At 42.9% G+C, this 20,415-nt stretch carries 20 protein-coding genes; 6 read left to right on the plus strand and 14 right to left on the minus strand.

All coding sequences use genetic code 11. The annotated features are described in order from the left end of the window. Nucleotides 1-104 precede the first annotated feature (104 nt). The 5 genes from AC1D7X_RS18845 to AC1D7X_RS18865 all read right to left on the minus strand — a co-directional run bounded on the left by AC1D7X_RS18845 (nucleotide 105) and on the right by AC1D7X_RS18865 (nucleotide 7,320). Nucleotides 105-3,575 carry a glycoside hydrolase family 2 TIM barrel-domain containing protein gene (locus AC1D7X_RS18845; RefSeq protein WP_495475911.1) on the minus strand — a complete coding sequence of 1,157 codons (3,471 nt, stop codon included), beginning with the start codon at nucleotides 3,573-3,575 and terminating at the stop codon, nucleotides 105-107. Between the two features lie 173 nt (nucleotides 3,576-3,748). Then, nucleotides 3,749-4,750 (minus strand): SPFH domain-containing protein, encoded by a 1,002-nt coding sequence (locus AC1D7X_RS18850; protein WP_495475912.1) that lies wholly within the window; start codon nucleotides 4,748-4,750, stop codon nucleotides 3,749-3,751. A 21-nt stretch (nucleotides 4,751-4,771) separates the two neighbouring features. Continuing rightward, nucleotides 4,772-5,563 carry a TPM domain-containing protein gene (locus tag AC1D7X_RS18855; RefSeq protein ID WP_495475913.1) on the minus strand — a complete coding sequence of 264 codons (792 nt, stop codon included), beginning with the start codon at nucleotides 5,561-5,563 and terminating at the stop codon, nucleotides 4,772-4,774. After that, a complete protein-coding gene (locus tag AC1D7X_RS18860) occupies nucleotides 5,560-6,591 on the minus strand; it encodes a TFIIB-type zinc ribbon-containing protein (protein WP_495475914.1) in 1,032 nt (343 codons plus the stop codon). Before AC1D7X_RS18860 ends, AC1D7X_RS18855 begins: the two co-directional genes overlap by 4 nt. A 27-nt stretch (nucleotides 6,592-6,618) precedes the next feature. Beyond that, nucleotides 6,619-7,320: a PspA/IM30 family protein gene (locus AC1D7X_RS18865; RefSeq protein ID WP_495475915.1), complete on the minus strand. Its 702-nt coding sequence runs from the start codon at nucleotides 7,318-7,320 to the stop codon at nucleotides 6,619-6,621. Between the two features lie 170 nt (nucleotides 7,321-7,490). On the opposite strand from AC1D7X_RS18865, the gene AC1D7X_RS18870 reads away from it, so the two are divergent. Further along, nucleotides 7,491-7,856: a hypothetical protein gene (locus AC1D7X_RS18870; protein WP_495455574.1), complete on the plus strand. Its 366-nt coding sequence runs from the start codon at nucleotides 7,491-7,493 to the stop codon at nucleotides 7,854-7,856. A 66-nt stretch (nucleotides 7,857-7,922) separates the two neighbouring features. Here AC1D7X_RS18870 and AC1D7X_RS18875 read toward each other — a convergent pair whose 3' ends face one another. Then, on the minus strand, nucleotides 7,923-8,993 hold the full coding sequence (locus AC1D7X_RS18875) for an SGNH/GDSL hydrolase family protein (protein WP_495475916.1): 1,071 nt from the start codon (nucleotides 8,991-8,993) through the stop codon (nucleotides 7,923-7,925). Nucleotides 8,994-9,068: 75 nt separating this feature from the next. Further along, nucleotides 9,069-9,977 (minus strand): ArsR/SmtB family transcription factor, encoded by a 909-nt coding sequence (locus AC1D7X_RS18880; protein ID WP_495475917.1) that lies wholly within the window; start codon nucleotides 9,975-9,977, stop codon nucleotides 9,069-9,071. Nucleotides 9,978-10,144: 167 nt separating this feature from the next. Between AC1D7X_RS18880 and AC1D7X_RS18885 the strand changes: the two genes are divergently transcribed. After that, entirely contained in the window at nucleotides 10,145-11,635 is a 1,491-nt protein-coding gene (locus AC1D7X_RS18885; RefSeq protein ID WP_495475918.1) for a glycoside hydrolase family 43 protein, read from the plus strand. 266 nt (nucleotides 11,636-11,901) lie between these two features. Here AC1D7X_RS18885 and AC1D7X_RS18890 read toward each other — a convergent pair whose 3' ends face one another. Beyond that, nucleotides 11,902-12,021 (minus strand): AraC family transcriptional regulator, encoded by a 120-nt coding sequence (locus tag AC1D7X_RS18890; protein WP_495475933.1) that lies wholly within the window; start codon nucleotides 12,019-12,021, stop codon nucleotides 11,902-11,904. A gap of 13 nt (nucleotides 12,022-12,034) precedes the next feature. Here AC1D7X_RS18890 and AC1D7X_RS18895 point away from each other — a divergent pair, with 13 nt between their 5' ends. From AC1D7X_RS18895 to AC1D7X_RS18905, 3 genes are all read left to right on the plus strand, one after another. Beyond that, nucleotides 12,035-12,163 (plus strand): hypothetical protein, encoded by a 129-nt coding sequence (locus tag AC1D7X_RS18895; protein WP_495475919.1) that lies wholly within the window; start codon nucleotides 12,035-12,037, stop codon nucleotides 12,161-12,163. Between the two features lie 315 nt (nucleotides 12,164-12,478). After that, nucleotides 12,479-13,372: an SDR family NAD(P)-dependent oxidoreductase gene (locus AC1D7X_RS18900; RefSeq protein ID WP_495455568.1), complete on the plus strand. Its 894-nt coding sequence runs from the start codon at nucleotides 12,479-12,481 to the stop codon at nucleotides 13,370-13,372. Between the two features lie 55 nt (nucleotides 13,373-13,427). Beyond that, on the plus strand, nucleotides 13,428-14,021 hold the full coding sequence (locus tag AC1D7X_RS18905) for a TetR/AcrR family transcriptional regulator (protein WP_495475920.1): 594 nt from the start codon (nucleotides 13,428-13,430) through the stop codon (nucleotides 14,019-14,021). 145 nt (nucleotides 14,022-14,166) lie between these two features. Here AC1D7X_RS18905 and AC1D7X_RS18910 read toward each other — a convergent pair whose 3' ends face one another. The 6 genes from AC1D7X_RS18910 to AC1D7X_RS18935 form a co-directional block, all read right to left on the minus strand. Continuing rightward, nucleotides 14,167-14,826: a hypothetical protein gene (locus AC1D7X_RS18910; protein ID WP_495475921.1), complete on the minus strand. Its 660-nt coding sequence runs from the start codon at nucleotides 14,824-14,826 to the stop codon at nucleotides 14,167-14,169. 290 nt (nucleotides 14,827-15,116) lie between these two features. Continuing rightward, nucleotides 15,117-16,280, minus strand: a complete 1,164-nt coding sequence (locus tag AC1D7X_RS18915; RefSeq protein WP_495455564.1) for a pyridoxal phosphate-dependent aminotransferase — start codon at nucleotides 16,278-16,280, stop codon at nucleotides 15,117-15,119. Then, nucleotides 16,274-17,212 carry a D-alanine--D-alanine ligase gene (locus tag AC1D7X_RS18920; protein WP_495475934.1) on the minus strand — a complete coding sequence of 313 codons (939 nt, stop codon included), beginning with the start codon at nucleotides 17,210-17,212 and terminating at the stop codon, nucleotides 16,274-16,276. Before AC1D7X_RS18920 ends, AC1D7X_RS18915 begins: the two co-directional genes overlap by 7 nt. Nucleotides 17,213-17,225: 13 nt before the next feature. Then, entirely contained in the window at nucleotides 17,226-18,677 is a 1,452-nt protein-coding gene (locus AC1D7X_RS18925; protein WP_495475922.1) for an aminotransferase-like domain-containing protein, read from the minus strand. Nucleotides 18,678-18,914: 237 nt separating this feature from the next. Next, the gene (locus AC1D7X_RS18930; RefSeq protein ID WP_495475923.1) at nucleotides 18,915-19,115 is read right to left on the minus strand and encodes a dTDP-glucose 4,6-dehydratase; all 201 of its coding nucleotides are present in this window, start codon (nucleotides 19,113-19,115) and stop codon (nucleotides 18,915-18,917) included. Nucleotides 19,116-19,261: 146 nt separating this feature from the next. Beyond that, nucleotides 19,262-19,642, minus strand: a complete 381-nt coding sequence (locus AC1D7X_RS18935) for an NAD-dependent epimerase/dehydratase family protein (RefSeq protein ID WP_495475924.1) — start codon at nucleotides 19,640-19,642, stop codon at nucleotides 19,262-19,264. 431 nt (nucleotides 19,643-20,073) lie between these two features. Between AC1D7X_RS18935 and AC1D7X_RS18940 the strand changes: the two genes are divergently transcribed. Further along, the coding region (locus AC1D7X_RS18940; RefSeq protein ID WP_495475925.1) for a copper amine oxidase N-terminal domain-containing protein at nucleotides 20,074-20,415 on the plus strand (342 nt) is incomplete at its 3' end.

The following is a 20,415-nucleotide window of genomic DNA, read 5'->3' on the forward strand; positions in this document are numbered from 1 at the left end:
TCAGTTAGATTACTTCATGATGGGTCTTGAGACAAAAAGAAGCATGTCATTACAATGACATGCTTCTTTTTCGTTAAATCCGTATTCAATATCCGTATTCAATATTACTCGATATGAAATTGAAATGATCTGAAATCAAACTGACTACCCGGAAGAAAGACGAATGTAACGGTTTGTAGTCCTTTGACTTGTTCGATCACATATTCGCGTTCGCAGTATCCTTCAGAGAAGCTGAATTCAACTAATTGTTTACTATCACCCTGCTCACCATTAAACAGGACATGGATCGTGTTATGGTCAATTGGTGAATGCCCCTCGATTACCAACTTGCGCGTACCTTCATCACCGAAATCCATATCCTCAAAGACTAGCGAGACATTGTTTCCTATCTGCTCAATAGCATCTGAAGTAATGGTGAAGGAATCTCCATAGATCATATTGTTATCCAGTGTGCTTAATTGTTCAAATCCTTTTAACCGTTTCTTGAACTGAAAACCCTTGAGGTGGATTTTACTACGTAGCAAGAAATAGATTGATGTCACACCGATTAATGTCTTCGGTAACGTGTACGTTTCTTCCTGATAGATATTCCATATGGATGGTTTGTGGTAAGAGACAACAGTTAGCTTCTCGGCATGCTCTTCTCCAGGAGCACCTTCCCAGATCTCAATATCTAATTGTAGATCATCCAAGGAGAAGATCGGAAGTGTTATTTCGTTCGAGCCATATGGGCCAAAGTCGATTCGCTCAAATCCAATAAGACTCTCGCCATCTCTAGATGAGGCCATTCCCCGATCATTACCGTTCGTTAGATTATAGCTCTTATCACTATGATAAGCCGCTGATACGAATTCATATGGATGAATAAAGGCTGCACCCATATTTTGAATCTCCATTTCTAATAAGGAGTAGAGCTTAACTTTATCGGATCCGTTCTTCGTTGCACATCGAATATAGATTTTTCCATCACCTAGTGCAGTAATCGTAGCCTCATGCCCATTCGCTTGGATGGTAGCGTTATTTGATTCTACCCCGGATACATTTGTAACTCTCCATTCAACATCTTGATACGTAGCGTCACTCGGATGAATGTTGACACGAACCGAAAGAGACTTCTGCTCAGGTGAGAATTGGTTACCCTCTGGGCAAACAATCTCTAGCTTGCGTACAGGAATTTCTTCTGCCGATTGTTCCAATGCAGGATGTGATAGCAGCGCCTCATGCATAGCTGAATAACTATATAATACTGCGCTCTCCTTAGTATCTTCACTACTATTTGAAGAAGCAACGGAAGACAGTGTAACCTTACTATCAGGGAGTCCCTTCGAACTCGCGGTTACGACAATGGTACCTGGTTCATTCGTGCTGGCAAGGATGGCGAGTAGCTTCCCACTAAACATTCTACGATTATTTCCTTTATAAGATTCATAATCGGTACTATCCCCGTTATCCAAACCAATCAGACGTGCAGGCCCATCAACTGTAATATGTACACGGTTACTAGCGTTGGCTACATGGTTACCATTTACATCAAGACTTGAAATTTCAATAAAAATTAAGTCTGAGCCGTCTGCTTGCATGGTCATTTGATCCGGAGTTTGAATAATGTTCGTTGCATCACCGAAAGAACATTGACGATCCGTCGCAATGACTTGATCGTTCTCATCATAAGCAACGGCTTCTAACGTGCCTTTTGTATATGGAAGCTGCCACTCTCCAACAAGCTTCTGTCCGTGAGCGTGGTCAATGTGAAATACACCCTGTGATTGTTCATTGAAGAACAACTCAATCTTCGGAGCATTGGAACATACACGGATATCGATCATTTGACCTTCAGAGAAATCCCAATACGGGAAAATATGCACCATTGGCGCTTTCTTATAATCTGTCCATTCCGCTTGATAGATATAGTAGGAATCTTTCTTAAATCCCGCTGTATCTAATTGGCCGAAGTAAGAATTCTTGGTAGAGTACGGTGTTGGTTCTCCGATATAGTCGAAGCCGGTCCATATGAATTGACCTAACGAGAAGGTGGCATCGCGATCTGCGATAATACAACTCTCTGTACTTTTAGCTCCCCAACTTGTCGAGCTGTTACCAAGAGATGAACACTGCTCGTCATCGTCAGATAGAACGGACTGTTTTAGCGGGAAGTGATATATCCCCCTGCTCTGTACTGTAGAGGATGTTTCGCTACCGTAAATAAACCAATCTGGATGTTCTTCATGATGGCTATCATAATATTTCTCAGCATAATTATATCCAGCGAATTTCACGATATCCGCACATTTCTGAGCATTCTCCCATGGCATATAATTCGATCCAATCGTCACAACCGCGTTCTCTCTCGGGTCATGACGTTGAACGCCAGCTAACAACTCCCTTGTTACTTCTTGTCCGCGTTCATCAGCATGTGTATCGTATATTTCATTTCCAATACTCCACATTAACATGCTTGGATGATTCCGATCTCTGCGCACCCAGCTTGCAACATCTCTCTCCCACCATTCTGGGAAGAATCGAGCATGATCGTATGGATTCTTCGGTCGTTCCCACATATCAAATCCTTCAGATACAATCAGTAGTCCCATTTCATCTGCGAGATCCATAAGCTCTACCGCGGGCATATTGTGGGCGGTCCGAATCGCATTAACTCCCATGTCTTGAAGAAGCGCCAATTGACGCTTCAACGCCACTTTATTGACGGCTGCGCCAAGACTTCCCAAGTCATGATGCTGACAGACCCCATTTAGTCTGACATGCCGTCCGTTAAGAAAGAATCCTTCTTGTGTATCAAAGGAGATTGTCCGGAACCCGAAAGTTAGTTGCTCATCATCGATTACCGTATCATTAATAATTAATTCCGTTTGTAAGGTATATAGATTCGGATCAATAATATCCCATGCCCGCGGGTTACTGACGATTAAATTAGCCGTTATCTGTCTAACTTCCTTATCGAATGGAACCTCTGATTGTGTAACTATGATATTTTTATCATCCACAATGCTATGTCTAAGTTTGTATGTTGATGAGGAGTTCAGCGCTTCATCGATGATAATCTCTGTATCAACCTCTACATGCCAATCCTTCTCATCTCTCCTAGTCGTTACATAGATACCTTGCGGTACAATATGAGAAGTAGGGTACGTCTTCAACCATACCGAACGATAGATGCCAGCGCCAGAATACCAACGTGAATTAGGCGATTCATGAATAACATGAACATAAATCTCGTTATTCCCCTCAATCAGATAAGAAGTAATATCCATTTCATAACTAGCATAGCCATTCTTCCATGTTCCCACATCATGATCATTCACATAAAGCGTTGAATTCATGTATACGCCTTCAAAGTATAGAGTGTAGATGGTATCAGGACATATCTCCGTTAGCTCTATCGTCTTTTTATACCAACCATCGCCATCTTCATATAGATCATTTGAATTGTAAATTAACCAATCATGAGGGAGCGTTACAGCATACCCCTGATCACTTTGAGATACCGTTTCGTAGCTCGTATGTAGTGGCTGTTTTGAAAAGAACCAATCGTTGTTTATTCTCTGTTTCTTACTCATGTGCTGTTGTCTCCTTTATTGACATCGTTATTGTCAACCAATAATACAACTCTAGTTGATCCTTACAGCGTATCTTATCATTGATTAAATTTCTGGGCTATAGTGGAGTTCGATCATTGAAAAAACCCGCTCAGGTGAGCGGGTCATATCAAACCTTATCGTTACCCATCTAATTACAGCTTCTGACCACAGTTCGGACAGAAATTGGATCCTTCGGTTTTGGCTCCACAGTTCGGGCAAAAGTTTGGCTTTTTGTTACCTTCCGAAGATGGTGGAGCAGCAGGGGTAGACTCCTGATGATGAGCCGGAGGCTTCGGGCTTTGCTGTTGGTTCTGATCCATATTCTTCATCATTTCTTTGGCCATGTTCATTCCCATCATCATACCCGCCATGTCCGAAGCAGCACCGCCGCCTTGTACTTTACCCGATGATATACCGTCCGTCATGCTAACCTGTTGATATTTCTGAAGGTTGCCAATCATCTCATGGGAAGCCGTCTTCGTAATCATATCTTGAATTTCTTTAGGGTAGTTAAAGCTCATCACTTGAAAGCCTGTAATTGTCATCCCGTTGTCCATAATTTGCATATCCAAATCTTCGCGAATCCCATTGGCAATATCCGAAGCGTTCGCCTGTAGATTAAACATATCTTTACCTTCTCTGCTAATCCACTTCATTAACAACTGATCTAACACAGAAGTAATCCTAATCTTAATATCCTCAACTAGATAACTATTTCTCACTCCAGCAATCTTATCGATCAGCGTAACGTAGTCATTCACTTTGAAATTAAACGTACCGTTTGCACGAATAGGCATACCACCTGGAAGCTGCGGAGTCGGGATCAGAATTGGATTCTGTGTTCCCCATTTAACAGTGAATTCTTTCGTATTAACGAATAAGACTTCTACCCTCATCCCACTGTTAAAACCAAATTTAAACCCTTTTAACGTGGACAGGAATGGGATAATATCCGAATCAATGCTGAATTCCCCTTCATCTTCGAAGATCCCCTCGATCTTCCCGTTATTAACAAATACTGCGTCCTGACCGGAGCGGATGATTAACTTACTTCCTTTTTTAATTTCACGATTATTCCACTTCCAGAAGATCATATCATCTCTAAACTCTTCCCATTCAACAACGTTCGCAAATTGATTTTTGAAAAATCCCATTAATATATTCTTCCCTTCTATTTAAAATGATCCCCTGCTACCACTGTGCGAATGGCCACCACCGGTGGTCCCTCCACCGCCTCTGCCACCAGAGCCGCCGCCATTATTCTTTTCGATCTTGCGTTTCGTTGTCGTTGTTCGCGTGTACTGGTCCTGACTGTCCAGAATCCCTGAAGTACTAGCATCCTCGTAGGTCTGCCGATTTACCGTCACACGACCACCCGAACGATAAGCCATCATCGTTACGATCATCCCACCAACTCCCAGCGAAACAGCCAATTGAAACCAACCATTAAATAAAATATTGTCCGGGTTCACCCCAGGCTCAAAGCCCATATATTTGTGAGTTGTTTTAATATACTTTTCAAAGGCAAGCTTATAATCACCATTCGTTAAATCAGGCGTGATTTTATTGTTAATCTTATCAAGCCTGCCATCATCTAGATACTTCTTACCTTTATAGAATCCAGCTAAATAGAAATCTCTATTTCTCATGTCCATCGTCAGAATGGCTGCATTAACCTGAAGCTTATCAGATCCGGATACCTGCTCATCGTAAAAATCATCCGTCAATTTCACAACGTCCATATTTTCCTCGTTGTTAGAAGTATAAATGATAATATCCGTTTCTCTTTCGGCTCCATATTCATTAGCCATCAGATTCAACTCATGATACTCATCCTGATTCAGAAGACCCGCTTCATCATAAATGAGTGTTTTCATTTCAGCTTCAGCTACCGTTATCCTCATTGGAATTGCTAGATATACAGCTATGAAGAACAGGATAGCTAAGATCGTTCTAATCTTTCTCACCAGAATCCTCCCCCCATCATCAACGAAATCAACTTCAGGGAAAGTAAGGATACACTCGAAATGCCAGCGAACCATGCAGTCACTTTCGCCTTACTGAGCGGAGGTTTACCAACAACTTTACCCGTCTGACCATTCATCGCAAACGTATGCTCCGTCTTATTATAATCGTAATGTACCATCCATACGGGAAGCAGTACATAATTCGCATGTTGTAATCTCGTATCAATTTGTTTGCTAGTGTAACTCATCGTGGTATACCCTGTTACCGCAGACTTAATATAAGAATCAATGTATGCACTCACCTTTTCTTTCGCCCGCGGGAAGAGTTCCTCGTCGTTATAACTGTATTTCTCCGCGATGTAACCTGCGAGATAAGGTGTTTTAAAAACTTTAAGCTGATCATAAGGGAAAGGCTCTAATTTATCCATTAGTTCATCATTCATTTTCTCTGCAGCATCAATCGGTAAATCCACATAGTTCAGACGAATCTTTCGGTAAACATCAAAATGCTGTGTTTCTGTAATCTGATAGTCGCCTCTTCTGTAGGTTCTGACCTTCGTACCTTGACCATGAACCTCCACATGATTATGTAATTCATATAACCAAAAAGGAACATATAACCCTGTAATCCCCTTAACTCGGTCGGCCGTCATGAACCCATTTGGTGTTAACCGACCATTCCTACACCATTTTCGAAAAGCAATCATAGCTTCTTCCTTACTAATGGAAAAAGGAATGACCATGGATGGAGCAAGCGTTCCCGTCAAACGATCGCCAAGTACAACAGCTGCACCACAGAAACTACAGACCGTTGCACTCGTCTCTGCTTCAGTCATAATGACTGCTCCGCAACTGTTACAATGATATTCTTTAACCTCATCTTCTGAAAAAACATTCTTTCCCAGAGGATCAGGAAGTTGTTCAATATTGTCTTGCCTTCCACAGCTAAGACAAGATAACATTCCTGTCTCGCTGTCAAAGACCATACCACTCCCACAGTTTGGACATTTATAATCAATAACTGACATGTATTCACCTCTATCGCAAGGAAATAACTATTCCTTATTCTTCATTTGATCTTTGATTGCTGCCAACTCATCTTCTGGATTGGAATTGAGATTAGAATTCGTCGAATCACTACTCGTATTCTTCTCCAATTGCGCAATTAAATCATCTAGATCGTCTTTCGGTTCTGCCCTTAGCTCTGCTAGAGCCATAGCTTCGTCATAAGCCCGATCAACCTTCTCTTCCATAGCATCAAATATGGAACCACTTGATCCTAAAGAATAGCTACTAGAATTCAATCGTTGCTGTGCTCTAGTAGCCGCCCATTTCTCCTTCAGTTGAGATCGCCGTTCTTCCAACTGACCCATATCAGACAAGATTTTATCCTGCATTTGTTTCATTGATAACGCCTTTGCTGAAGCAACATCGTAGGCGGCTTGTAATTGGTTATGTTTCTCTACATAGGTTGCCTTTCGCTCAAGGAACTTTAGAGCGTCCTCATCATTGCCAGCTTCCACCGCCTTCTCAGCATAACGAAGGAGCTTAGCTATCTCAGTTCGGCATTCATCGAGTACTCTCTTCGCTCTTCTCTCATCCGAGAGCACCGAAGCTGTCTCTGCTTTGATCTTACCCAAATCACTATTCAAGTTACGCATATAATCATCAATCATCTTCTCTGAATCTTCTGCTTTATCCAATAAAGCATTCATATTACTTGCCATGATATCTTTAAATCTTGATAAGATTCCCATGATGAGCCTCCTCGACAAGAGTTACTTTACACTTATAATACATCAATTGACGACATTAGGTTTCAATCACCTTCATATCAAGACCTTTTTTGAATTTAAGGATAACCGCACAGGTACCTTCTGATGACCTGAATATGATAGAGTAAAAGGGACAATGAGGTGATTCATTGATGTCAAGTTCAGCAAAAGTCCGAAGTCGGGCCAAACAACTAAAAGGTCGACCGGTTTGCATTACTCTGCATGATGGACGTTCATATATGGGGTGGATAACTGGCATTGACAAAGAAGGGCTAACTCTCTCTGGACAACGTACACACAGAACATCCAAAAAGAACTCTCGCTCTCGTTCGAAAAAAGCCACTGTATCTGGATTAATGCCGTTATTCGGATCTCTCCTTGGAAATGCTGGCGGTCTTTCTGGTTTCGGCGGTTTTCTAGGGATGATGCAGAAAGCTGTTCCGGTTATGCAAATGGGTTATAAAATGATTAAAACGATTATGCCCCTAATGGGTGGAATCAAAGGTTTAATGGCTTAACCATAGAATGAGATTCACCTAAATTAAAAGACACCCCTCAAGGTGTCTTTTTTTTTATTAATAGTATCACCACTTCAGCAGTTCCTTAATATGAGAAGTCAGTTTATCCGCCGCTTTGTTATGCGTGATTTGGGAAGGATGATAATCAGCCGCGTATCCATCTGTTTCCAACTGTACATCAAACTTCATTGCCGTGATATTGCTATCACCTGTTTCTAGTGAATATTTCTTTACCGCTTGTTCGACAAAAGGAAATAACCTGTCTCCCATGATTCCCAACGTGCATAGAATTGGAGCATGGGTATTATGACTTCTAACCAATTTTAGAAATTTAACGTACTCCTCCACATATTCCGTCTGCTTGCCAATATCATCTTTTGTGTAAGTATCATCATTCGTTCCAAGATTAATGACAATCAGATCAGGTACAAACTTATTGAAATCCCAACGTACGGATTGAGGTAGCAGCGTGTCATCAAATTTCCCTTCAGACTTACCTACCTTTTCATAGTAATCTGGCAGAAGATGCGTGGTAAGCTTTTGATCATTATCCGTGTAGCCCGTAATAATACCATATCCACTGTACGATACCATACTGTAGTCCGACTGAAAATTCTGAGCTGTTTGGTAAGCATAGGTTTTCGTAACATCTTCCGTAGCTGTGGAGAACGAATGCAGCTCATGCTCATCGTCAATCCCATAACCGCAAGTAATGGAATCGCCAATAAATTCAATTTTATGTACGTTGTCTGGTGTTGGCTTAATTCCGCCTGTAGCTTCGACCGTGATTTCTTGAATTCCGATCGTTGACATAGCTGCTTCAGATAGTTTAGTGATCCTAATTGTAACATCCTGCTCGGTATCGCTTTCAAAAACGGTGTATGTTTTCATGGGTTGATCCACTTGATCATCAATAACCCGCGTTCCGTTTACGCTAATGCCAATCCGAGTCAGATTCTGATCTCCTGTTGCAATCGAATCACCCTTTAAGGTTATTTCGGCTCTCTTACCATAGAATGAGAATTCCACACCGCTGCCTGACAGAGCCAACCACAGTGCTTCGTTATAATAATGAGTCCGCCCGATTACTTTTACATGTTTCTCCATTGCTTTAAATACTTGAATGTTGTTTGGCATATGAGAACCTTCCTTTACGGCTACTATACCAGTAACAGTATCAAAGGTTCCCTCTATTTTCAATAATATATTCTATCACTCGCTATAGTGCACACGTATCACAATGTCCTGATCATGATTGCCAAATCCGGAACCATAAAGCGTTAATCCACCTACGTTCACAGCCTGCTCGTCAACCGTGAATCGAAGAACCCAGAATGGTTCCCGCTGCTTGATATCCTTGATCGTAACGTCCGACAACCGCTCTCCATCCATAAATGTACCCGTGGTGTCAATCCGTAATGTCTTCAATAATCCATACTGATTTACGTTTCGATGCCACCATTCCGGCGTATATTTGCCCGTAGCAGCTCTTCCGAAGTCAGCTGGGCTTGTCCAGGTTCCAAGTGAATTACCGTTAAATGTGAATCGAATATCTGAAGGCCAGTGATCTCTCAATCCTGGGGCTTCAGATGCCAATTCCATTGAAATTTCAATGGCATCCACCGTTTGATCAACAGTCACATCATTTGGCGTTTTGTATTCGACATAACCCCTTCCAAACCATAGAATCGCAGCGTGAACCCGTTCGGGGTCTAGAAAGTAGCGGGGGTCGTCCCAAACTCCAATTTCTTTCTCTCGCGTTGCAAGCCCGCAGGTAGGATGAACTTCAAAAGCATGGTAATGGCCCACTGAAATCGATTGCTCTCTGATCCTAGCGACACGGCTAGCGGATGGCAGCTCAATTTCGACTTTTTCTTGTGTGAGGAAACACATTTTGTGTGTCCCCCCGTTTAAGCGTATCCTACGGCTTCCGATGAGCCCAGCTTGTTCAAGTTTTCTGATGTGCATGGTGACGATCGAAGGGCTAAGCTCTAACATAACCGCAATATCCTTCACGTTCATTTCTCTATCCGCAATCATACTCATAATTCTCCATCGTACTTCACTCGCCAAAGCTTCGTATAATCGCATGAATTGGGGTTCCCCATTCGCATTGATCATTGTGATCGTCTCCTGATCCCATTTATTGAATTCGCATATTTATTAATTTAACATGAATCTTCCTACCTAATCCATTGCAAGAATGTAAACAATGATGTTTAATTTTCTAAGCTACTAATCACATTTAGATTCAAATATACGTGTGAAATTATAAAAGAGGTGGAACTATGAAATATATTAACCCAGTCATCAAAGGATTTTATCCTGACCCGAGTGTATGTAAGGTAGAGGATACTTATTATCTAATATGTAGTTCGTTTCAGTATTTCCCTGGTGTTCCGATTTTTGAAAGCAAAGACCTGCTCAATTGGACACAAATCGGGCATTGCTTAACCCGCAAGAGCCAAATTCAACTGGAAACCGTAGATAGTTCTGGCGGAGTATTCGCACCAACTATCCGTCATCATAATGGGAGATTCTACATGGTCACGACCAACGCCACCACACAACAGAATTTCTATGTATGGACTGACGATATTTATGGTGAATGGTCTGAAGCGGTCAATGTAGATCAAGGGGGTATCGATCCCGATCTGTATTTTGAAGACGGAAAAGCCTTCTTTATGAGCAACGGGCAAGACGATAATGGTATTGGCGGTGTTGTTCAGTGTGAAATTGACATTGCAACGGGAACCAAGCTGTCGCCAAGCCGTTGCCTATGGCAAGGAACAGGCGGACGCTATTTGGAAAGCCCACATATGTATAAAATAAAAGACCGATATTACCTGATGGCCGCTGAAGGCGGAACGGAATATGGCCATATGGTTATTTATGCACGAGGAGATTCTCTTTCTGGCCCATTTGAATCTTATCCGAACAATCCTGTACTGACTAACCGTAATCTGGGTGGTTATGAGCTACAGGGGGTTGGTCATGGTGATCTAATTGAAGACCACGATGGCAACTGGTGGATGCTTCATCTAGGATTCCGTCAAAGCGGCCAATGGCTTACATTCCATCACTTGGGACGCGAAGTATTCCTTACGCCAGTTACGTTTGACGAGGATGGCTGGTTTACAGCAGGACATAACGGCACCACGCTATCGAGTTTTGAAACAGATCGGATCTCGGATAACGTTATTCAACAGGAGAAAAAGATTTTCACATTCGAGAACACGGATTGGAATCTGGATTGGTGTCATCTCCGTCATCCAGTTACAGCGCATTATCAGTTAGAATCCGATAAGGTAACCCTTAAAGGAACTGAAGTGACGCTGGATGTTCCGGCATCTCCAACATTTATAGGTATTCGTCAAAAAGACTTTGACGCTTGTATTTCATGGGACATCACCCTAACTAACGGCGAAGCCGGTATTACGCTCTATATGGATGAATACCACCATTATGACTTGGCTATCCGCAAAGATGAGTCTGGGTATAAGGTGATTGAACGTCTAAATATCGGTGATATTAAATCGATCGAACATGAAGTCAATTTAGAAAGTGAAAATCATGCTACATTGATTATACGTGCAAGTCATGAACGCTATAGCTTCTTTATTCAGAGAGACGGCGCGGAGAGCCTATTGGGTACCGCACATACCAAATACCTATCTTCCGAAGTTGCCGGCGGATTCACAGGCGTACTCATCGGGTTATATGCATACGGAGAAGGCTCCTCAGCTGAGTTCTCCAAGTTCAAGTGCGAGTATCTTTGATTTCGAGTGACAGCCCACGATGCCACAATCCTCTTGTTTTGAGTAACTCATCGTCAAGCATAAACGGCTTCGCCGCCCTTTAGCGGCGATGAAACGTTTAGCGTTGAAATATAATCCTATTTATAAGCAGAAATACTTATAAATTCTTATATTTTCAAAAAGACACCCTTCAAGGGTGTCTTTTGTTTTACTACATATGGGTAACCATACCACTACCGATCTACAACCGAATAAGGCGTGGATTCTTGCAGTCTCTATTTAACCTTCTACTTTTTGCCTATATGCTTCTTTCGATATTGAATGGGCGAAATATCATATTTCTGTTTAAATGATCTAGAGAAATATGGCACCCAATGATAACCACAGAGTTCAGCTATTTTCTGTATAGGATAATCTGTTTTGAGTAATAGATTTCTCGCCTATCTGGTCACTTATATTTTAGCAGGTGTTATTTACACGGGGATTAGTGCTTCCATGTCGTCTGCACTTTCAAATCTGACTTACGATTCGGATGAAAGAGTTACTTAAAATTCTTGGAGAAGTAACGGGGGAATGATCGGGTATCTAATAACGGCTTCACTTACAATCTGGGACATAAGAATTGGGTCACTATTCTAAATGGTCTTGTGGTTGTCCAAATGGTTTCTATCACATTATTACCATTTTTTTGACACTCACGCGGGTAAGAACACAATAATCACCGTATACGAGGACAGCAACATTTGAAAAATAAATTGTTATGAAAAACTGGGCTAATAGACATTGACTTCCTCCTTTTATTGGATTACCATTATAAGTAAGTAAATGAACCATTCATTCATTATATAGGAGGGAATTGAAAATATGGAGCAAATGAATACGAAGTGGACAGTAAAAGGAAAATACGTCATTATTACTGGAGTCACCAGTGGTATCGGGCTAGCCGCTGCAAAGGAGCTTGCGATCCGGGGAGCAAACCTAGGAATCGTAGCGCGTAATCAAACAAAAGCGAATGAAGTAGCAGTTCAACTCAAGGCCATAGCCGGGGACAACATTATGGTGGACATTTTTGCAGCGGATATGTCTTCTCAACATTCCATACGCGGAGCAGCTGCGGATATTTTGAAAAGATGGCCTAGAATCGACATCCTGATCAATAATGCCGGAGCTATGTTTGTAACGCGGAAGTTAACTCTCGATGACATCGAGGAGACTTGGGCGGTTAATCACCTGGCTCCTTTCTTGCTTACGAAACTGCTCCTTGAACGCTTAAAGGAAAATGAACATGCACGCATAATTATGACCGCTTCTCATGGTCACAAAATGGCCAAAAAGGGAATTCGCTTTGATGACCTCAACGCCAAGGGGTTCTATAAATTACCGCAAAGTCTGCTGGGAGGCGCTAATTTTCGCTATGGCGAAACCAAGCTCGCAAACATCATGTTTACAGCCGAATTAGGCAGGCGGCTGGAAGGAACCGGGGTCACGGCTTCATGCTTCGATCCCGGCTTGGTAGCAACGAACTTTAACCAGGACAACGGGTGGTTAGCTCGATTGACTATGGCGGTGATGAAAAGATTCTCCCGAACTCCTGAGAAAGGTGCTGAAACCTTGGTCTGGTTAGCTGACTCTAACGAAATAGCTGTTTCCAATGGGAGTTATTATAAAGATATGCAAAGCATCCTCCCATCCGAGCCCGCCCAGAATAAAGACGCCGCCAAACGTTTATGGGAGGTATGCGAGAAACAGATCCGTTAAATAAGTTTTAAATGAGAGCAATCCTAAACAATTGCATGATGGAGAGTGATTACAGTTGAAGAAAGAAAATGTATCTAGATTCGACCTCCCCTTGGATGACCGCAGAGAACAAATAAAGAAAGCAGCGCTTAAAGTATTTGCTCGGAGAGGAAACGACAGAACGAAAATGAGCATCATCGCAGCTGAAGCCGGCATCAGCCAAGGCCTATCATACCGTTATTTCAGTTCAAAAGAGGAAATCTTCACTCTACTTGTGCAGGAAGCGATAGACGAAGCTCAGGTTGCGATTAGAAATGTTCGACATTTACCCGGTTCACCTAAGGAACAACTGAAAGCATTTACCCGAAATATGATGGATGAAAGTCACAAATATTATTTTTTGTTGCTTCAACAAGCGCAAACTTCGGAAGAGGTACCGGCACAGGTTAAGCAAATCATCGAGCAATATTCTCCGAGCGAAACCATAGAGCAACTTGTTCCACTATTCATCAAGGGACAGCAGATGGGAGAATTCCGCGAAGGCGATCCCCACAGACTTTTATTCCTCTTCTTCTCTGTCATAACTGGCCTTATGCTTCAGAACATTCCAATCGCCCAAGGCTATTGGCTACAAGAGGTGGATAACCTATTGAAAATAATATCGAACTAATGCTTTAGCTATAGAGAGTATGTTTTTAAAATAGAGATTTTCATTGACCGTAGCTTAGTTATCATCGATACAGTGGATCTCATTTGCTAAAAATCAGGTTGATTCAAATGCTACAAAGCTTTCTGTTTGTTTAACATTCGCAATTTCATTTCACTTGGATTTCAATCGGGTGAATAGAGAGACTGCTCTTTTCAAGTTCAAGATTATGTCCAGCCTTATTCTCGTTTAGGACCCTTTCGTTCCCAACACCTTCTATATGAGCACCGTTAACTTCAAGTGTGGTCGTTCTAACCGTAAGTTTGTGCTTCCCTGTTTCAGTTACTTTAAATTCATCCTCAACATTGAACGTATGACCTGGTTTTAATTTAGTTACATGACCCAAGTCTTTATAAGCGCGGCTCTCATTACTACCTGTAAAGGAAAAGCGAATGATGGGTCCCCCATGAGATAAATTCACATTTTCATCGCCTATATACTTTAGGATTCCTTTTACTTTTAGTGTCCCACCCTTTCTGATCACCGTAGGTGTTATCACTTCAAGAACAAAATCTGATGCTTCTACAATTTGAGTTACTACATTCGCCGCTTCCCCATCTTTTAGCGGAACTTCCTCTACGATTATCTCTTCTGAGTATCCTTTTTCTATGGAGGGGGGATCGATGAGATCTTCTTTAATTTCATTAGCACTTGTGTGTAAACCTTCATAAATATTCAATTCTATTCTATTGTTGTTATCCTGAAGCGAAGTACAACCTGTTAAGGAAAAAATCACTATTATTGCTCCTAATAAAAATAGTCTACTCATCCAAATCACCTCAAATTCCAGACGAAGAGAATAGGAGAAATGTTCCACAATATTTAATCCTCTATTGACTATTCCACTATCGTTCTCCCTTTAGTTCAACCATCTGTCAAACTATCGGTAAAGCCTGTCCGCCAAGGCGGGTATAGCGGTTTCCAACCGTATTCCTGACGAGTCTTCCTGTTCGAGGCACATCATGGGATAAAACTGTTCTCGACTTAAATGACACTTACTTTAACAAACAAAAAAAGAGCTATGGCAAACCATGCTCTTCAATATAAAACATCTTACGACTATATTTTCACCTTCATGAAACTCTCCAACCGCTCCAGCGCCTGTAATAATTCCTGTGTAGATACCGAGTAGGAACAGCGGATATGCCCCGCTCCCCCTGCACCAAAAACATGTCCGGGCACGGTCGCAACACCTGACTCCTTCAATAACTTCAAAGCAAACATCTCGGAGTCGAGCCCCGTGTGCGCGATACTCGGAAACGCATAGAATGCTCCTTCCGGTATGTGGCAAGGCATCCCGATCGATCGGAATCCGTTCACCAGTAGCTCTCTGCGCTGCCGATATACTTCTCTCATCTCATTCATTGCCTCCAGACCATGCCGTAGGGATTCGATTGCAGCGATCTGTCCCAGTACCGGGGCACACATCGCAGTATATTGGTGAATCTTCAACATCGCTGCCAGCAACTCGCGGTGACCGCAGGCATAGCCGATTCTCCAGCCGGTCATTGCAAATGCTTTGGAGAAGCCACTGAGTACAATGGTTCTCTCCTGCATCCCCGGTAGCGAGGCAATACTGACATGCTTCCGGTCATAGGTCAGCTCAGCATATACTTCATCAGAGATGACTAGCAGATTGTTCTCCTTAACGATATCTGCAATCGGTTGCCAGTCCTCCGCAGTCATGATCGCTCCCGTTGGGTTGTTCGGATAATTCAGCATCAACAGCTTCGATCGCGGGGTTATCGCCTGTCGTAAAAACTCAGCGGTCAGCTTGAAACCATCTTCCGCTCTCGTTGCCACCTCCACTACTGTACCTCCGTTCAAATAGCCGATCGGTGAGTAAGCAATATAACTAGGAGAAGGAAGGAGAATTTCATCACCCGGAGCTGTGAACGCCCGAAGCGCTAGGTCCAACGCTTCGCTGCTGCCTACAGTAACCAGCACCTCGCTGGCAGGATCGTAGCGTAGATTAAAGTTATTATTCAAATAGTTGGCAATTTCCTCTCTAAGTTCGAGTAAACCTGCATTCGGGGTATATCTTGTTGCACCCTGGCTAAGCGCCTTCATGCACGCTTCCTTGATGTGTTCCGGGGTGCCACAATCTGGCTCTCCTACACCAAGTGAGATGATATCTTGACTATCGGCACTGAGGTCGAAGAAAGCGCGTATCCCAGAAGGTGGGATGTCCCGAACGCGTGGGGCAATCCAATCATTCAACATGAACCGACCACCCCCTTGTTTTTACTGTATTCTGTCAAGGAGCAGCTGATAATCCGATCGAGTAATGCGCTGAACGATAGTCCGGCTGCGGCAGCACTTTTGGGAAGAAGACTCGTTGTAGTCATCCCAGGTAGCGTATTGACCTCCAATACATACGGCTCACCATCCAACAACAAGATATCGACACGGGCATAAATACTGCACTTCAATGCATTGTAACAGGTCATTGCCGCCTTGCGTACAGACTGATCCAGCTCCGGCGATAGGGTCAACACCACCTCATCCGCACCACCTTCCTCATACTTAGCACTGTAATCGAACCATTCCGAAGATGCCGAGGTGATCCCTACCACGGGCAGGAGTTCTCCATCCAGAATGGAACAGGTGATTTCCTGGCCCGCGGTATACCGTTCAATCAAGATCGACTGATTACTGTCACTCGCAAAAGCCTTCATCACCGCACTATGCAGCCCCTGTTGATCGTTCACCTTTTCCATCCCGATGCTGGAACCTCCTGAATTCGGCTTCACCATCACCGGATACCCAAGCCGTTCAACGTCTTTCGGCGAATAGTCTTCCAAGCTGTCCCAACACAGCCAGTCGGGTGTGCTCACCCCTTCAAAACGGATGATTTTTTTGGCCAAATCCTTATTCATGCACAAACTACTCGCCAGCACACCACTTCCTGTATACGGTATACCCAATGTTTCCAATGTCCCCTGTATCGTCCCGTCCTCTCCGTAAGCTCCATGTAGAGCCAAGAGAGCAATATCAAGTCCCTTAACCTTCTCCACAAGTTCTTCTGGCTTACTGAATTCAATGGGAAGCACCTCATATTTATTACGGTCCAGATGATTCATCATCTCTCTGCCCGTGTTCAGCGACACATCCATTTCGGAAGAAATACCTCCCATAATGACCCCAACCTTCATCATCAGCACTCCTTCATCCCATTAGTTTACGCGCTGTTTCCCCAATAATCTCAATCCCCTTACGGATATCCTCATCCGCCACTCGGGAGAATCCCAGCCGCATCGTGTTTTGCCCTACTCCATCCGTATAGAACATATCTCCTGCCGTAAAAATAACCCCTTGATCACGACACGCCTCAAGTAACGCTCTCGTGTGAAAGCCCTCTGCAAATGCCACGAACAAATGTAGTCCGCCATCGCCCGTCAATGTTTCGTATGGAACATGCTGCTTGCAGCATGCCAGAGTCAGCTCATATTTCCGTTTATATTCCGCTCTCGCCTTTTTCAAATATTTCTCCAGATTGCCATTGTATAAATATTGATAAAGAATCGATTGATCTAAGGTTGACGTATGAATCGTCTGCGCCCGCTTGATACTCTCTAGGTAATAGATCAATTCCTGATCAGCAAGTACCCAGCCTACCCGAAGACCCGGGAACAGGACTTTGGAGAAACTCCCAAGATAAATAACACTATTACCTGCACCGGCCGTTGCAATCAGTGGCGATACATGCGACCCCGAGTAACGAAGCTCTTCATTGAAACCATCCTCGATGACCGGAATATCGTATCCCGCCATCAGCTTCATCAGGCCCTGTCTTTTCTCGGGGGACATCACAATCCCTGTTGGATTATGGTACGAAGGTACGAAGTATGCACAATCGTACTCTCCCTCATCCAAGACCCTCTCCAATTCTCCCAGGTGAATGCCATCCCGCTCCATCGGAATGCCCTTGATCCCAAATCCTTGCAGCTTGAGATTCTTAATCGCCGTATGATGGGTAGGATTCTCGGTCAGAACATAACCACTCTTACGCTTCATTGCGGACAGCACAATATTAAAGCCCTCCGTAAAGCCATTGGTGATCAGGATATCTTTCCCCTTCATATCCACGCCTTTATGCTCCATATATTGATGTAAATAATGAATCAACGGCTTGTAGCCCTTGGCATAGCCGTAGTTCAGGAGAACATTTCCTTCCACTGCCATTCGGTCCATGAAGGCCCGTTTTACATTATCCAGATCGAACAGTCCTTCATCAGGCGCTATACTGGTAAAAGAAATCGTCCCCTTCTCCGCACGGATACCACGCTTCATAATATCCAGCTCGTCGGCAAGTATGGCATGGCTGTTCAAATGAGCTTTCCAATCCATGATTCGAGACGAAACCTTAACCGTGCCAGGTGCAGAAGGAGCCACATAGTTCCCTTGCCCTTTAACGGCGTAGACAAACCCTTCGTCCTCCAGCCCCTCATAAGCGGCGATGACCGAGTTACGGCTAGCATGCAACAGAACACCCATTTCGCGTGTGGACGGAAGTTTCTGATCCCCTTGCAATGCACCTTTTATAATTAAATGCTTCATATAGTCTTTGATTTGTATATATACCGGTCGTCCGGCAATGAGCTTGAAATCCTTAAACATCCATCATCGCCTCCGTAACTATCATGGCACAGTCAGCAAGGTAAAAAAAGAACCACGGCACCGGACTTTTCATCCAGTCGTGGTTCTTAGGGGGACTCAGTCCCTATATTCCTTGCTCTCTTTGGTTTTCCCCGTATAATTCATCTAAATGCTGTGGCAATTGGACGCATGTAACTACAGTTAAGAATAGCCTACTATCTTTTAGGCTGTTCATGATGATGCGTTTATTCGCAATACCTATCGCTTGTTCAGAATATCAGTAAATCCAGTCCGCCATGTCGGATATAGCGGTTTCCAGCCGTATTCCTCACGAGCCTTCCTGTTCGATGCCCCTCGCTCCCAAGCATGGCTATTCGGTAGAGCATCAGGGATAGGCGCTCCTATGGATTGTGCATAAACTGGGAGCCAGTCCATTCCTCTTGCCGGTTCATCGCCCACGATGTTCACTGATCCAGAGGGTCATTGTAAGGCAAGAAGTGCTGCCTCAGCGGCATCTTCCACACAAGCATAAACGGCTTCGCCGTCCTTTAGCAGCGATGAAACGTTTAGCGTTGAAATATAATCCTATGTATAAGCAGAAATACTTATAAATTCTTATATTTTGAAGAAAAGAAGTAACCCCTTTGGTTGCAGGAACCTGACCTTGATGAATTTGTTCTTCCATAAATCCATTTTCCTCGTACCAAGTGCCCGGACCATAGAACTACTAAATTTTCTGTTCCTTCTCTACGTATCCTTGTGTTGTCTGCAAAATTACAATTACTCAAAGAGGTCAATTGATGAATGACAACCTCGGGTTGAGATTCATCTAATGCGGATCGTATTGCCTCGCGATCAAAGACATCAGCGATTAATACACTTGCTCCCGTGTTCTTGATGATCGATTTCTTACTCTCGCTTTGCGTGATTCCAATTACTTCATGACCTGCAGAAATCAATTTTGGAAGCAAGTAACGTAGCTTCATACTGTTGTAAACCAATGTTGCAAGGTTCAAATGCAGTCTTTGACGATTCAAATGTACATTATATAGAACGGATAAAACTACTTTATGTGTTTTGTCTCTATTGATAGATTCAATCTGTAACAATATGTTGTAATTATGTATTTTTCATAAAAATTCTCGGATTATATGGATAATCATGTATAATATTGTAACAATCAAGTAGTTAGTGTTCTTGAGCTAACTTGTGGGTCAACAGGAGGTGATTGTTAATCCCCCGCACACTTGATGCCTCTCTTCTACTTCAAGAGTCTTGTTTGGATCGTTATTGAATTGCTCTTTTGATTGGTCGATGGTTCATTTCTCTTTGATATATTTATATAAGAGGACACTTTGTATTCATGTCATTCAGAAAAGCTAGAGTTATATAAAATGTTAATAAACCGAGGTGTAAAATGAAGAAAGCAGTACTATTGTTTTTATTTAGCGCACTAATACTATTATTCATGCCAGTTCAGTCTCATGCAGCAACATCTCAAATAAAAATCATTTTAAATGGCCAGGAACTAAATCTACCTAATGATGTTGAAGTCGTAAATGCTGGCAACAATATTATGATTCCCATTCGAGTGGTAGCCGAGAACTTAAAGTTTAATGTGAATTGGGATAAAAAGGCACAGAATGTAAATATTCAACAAGGCTCTAAATCAATTGCATTAACTGTTGGAAAGCAAGAAGCGACCGTGGGAAATAGTACGGTTTCGCTCAATATTGCCCCACTAATAAGTAAAAATACC

This window comes from Paenibacillus sp. Y568, assembly GCF_059445545.1.

Bases quoted from the DNA above. Each gene is read 5' to 3' on its own strand.
- AC1D7X_RS18925 (WP_495475922.1), bottom strand. From the start codon at position 18,677: ATGTTTAAGGATTTCAAGCTCATTGCCGGACGACCGGTATATATACAA.
- AC1D7X_RS18845 (WP_495475911.1), bottom strand. From the start codon at position 3,575: ATGAGTAAGAAACAGAGAATAAACAACGATTGGTTCTTTTCAAAACAG.
- AC1D7X_RS18910 (WP_495475921.1), bottom strand. From the start codon at position 14,826: ATGAGTAGACTATTTTTATTAGGAGCAATAATAGTGATTTTTTCCTTA.
- AC1D7X_RS18875 (WP_495475916.1), bottom strand. From the start codon at position 8,993: ATGCCAAACAACATTCAAGTATTTAAAGCAATGGAGAAACATGTAAAA.
- AC1D7X_RS18860 (WP_495475914.1), bottom strand. From the start codon at position 6,591: ATGTCAGTTATTGATTATAAATGTCCAAACTGTGGGAGTGGTATGGTC.
- AC1D7X_RS18920 (WP_495475934.1), bottom strand. From the start codon at position 17,212: ATGAAGGTTGGGGTCATTATGGGAGGTATTTCTTCCGAAATGGATGTG.
- AC1D7X_RS18900 (WP_495455568.1), top strand. From the start codon at position 12,479: ATGGAGCAAATGAATACGAAGTGGACAGTAAAAGGAAAATACGTCATT.
- AC1D7X_RS18850 (WP_495475912.1), bottom strand. From the start codon at position 4,750: ATGGGATTTTTCAAAAATCAATTTGCGAACGTTGTTGAATGGGAAGAG.
- AC1D7X_RS18915 (WP_495455564.1), bottom strand. From the start codon at position 16,280: ATGTTGAATGATTGGATTGCCCCACGCGTTCGGGACATCCCACCTTCT.
- AC1D7X_RS18935 (WP_495475924.1), bottom strand. From the start codon at position 19,642: ATGAAGCTACGTTACTTGCTTCCAAAATTGATTTCTGCAGGTCATGAA.
- AC1D7X_RS18880 (WP_495475917.1), bottom strand. From the start codon at position 9,977: ATGATCAATGCGAATGGGGAACCCCAATTCATGCGATTATACGAAGCT.
- AC1D7X_RS18870 (WP_495455574.1), top strand. From the start codon at position 7,491: ATGTCAAGTTCAGCAAAAGTCCGAAGTCGGGCCAAACAACTAAAAGGT.
- AC1D7X_RS18865 (WP_495475915.1), bottom strand. From the start codon at position 7,320: ATGGGAATCTTATCAAGATTTAAAGATATCATGGCAAGTAATATGAAT.
- AC1D7X_RS18885 (WP_495475918.1), top strand. From the start codon at position 10,145: ATGAAATATATTAACCCAGTCATCAAAGGATTTTATCCTGACCCGAGT.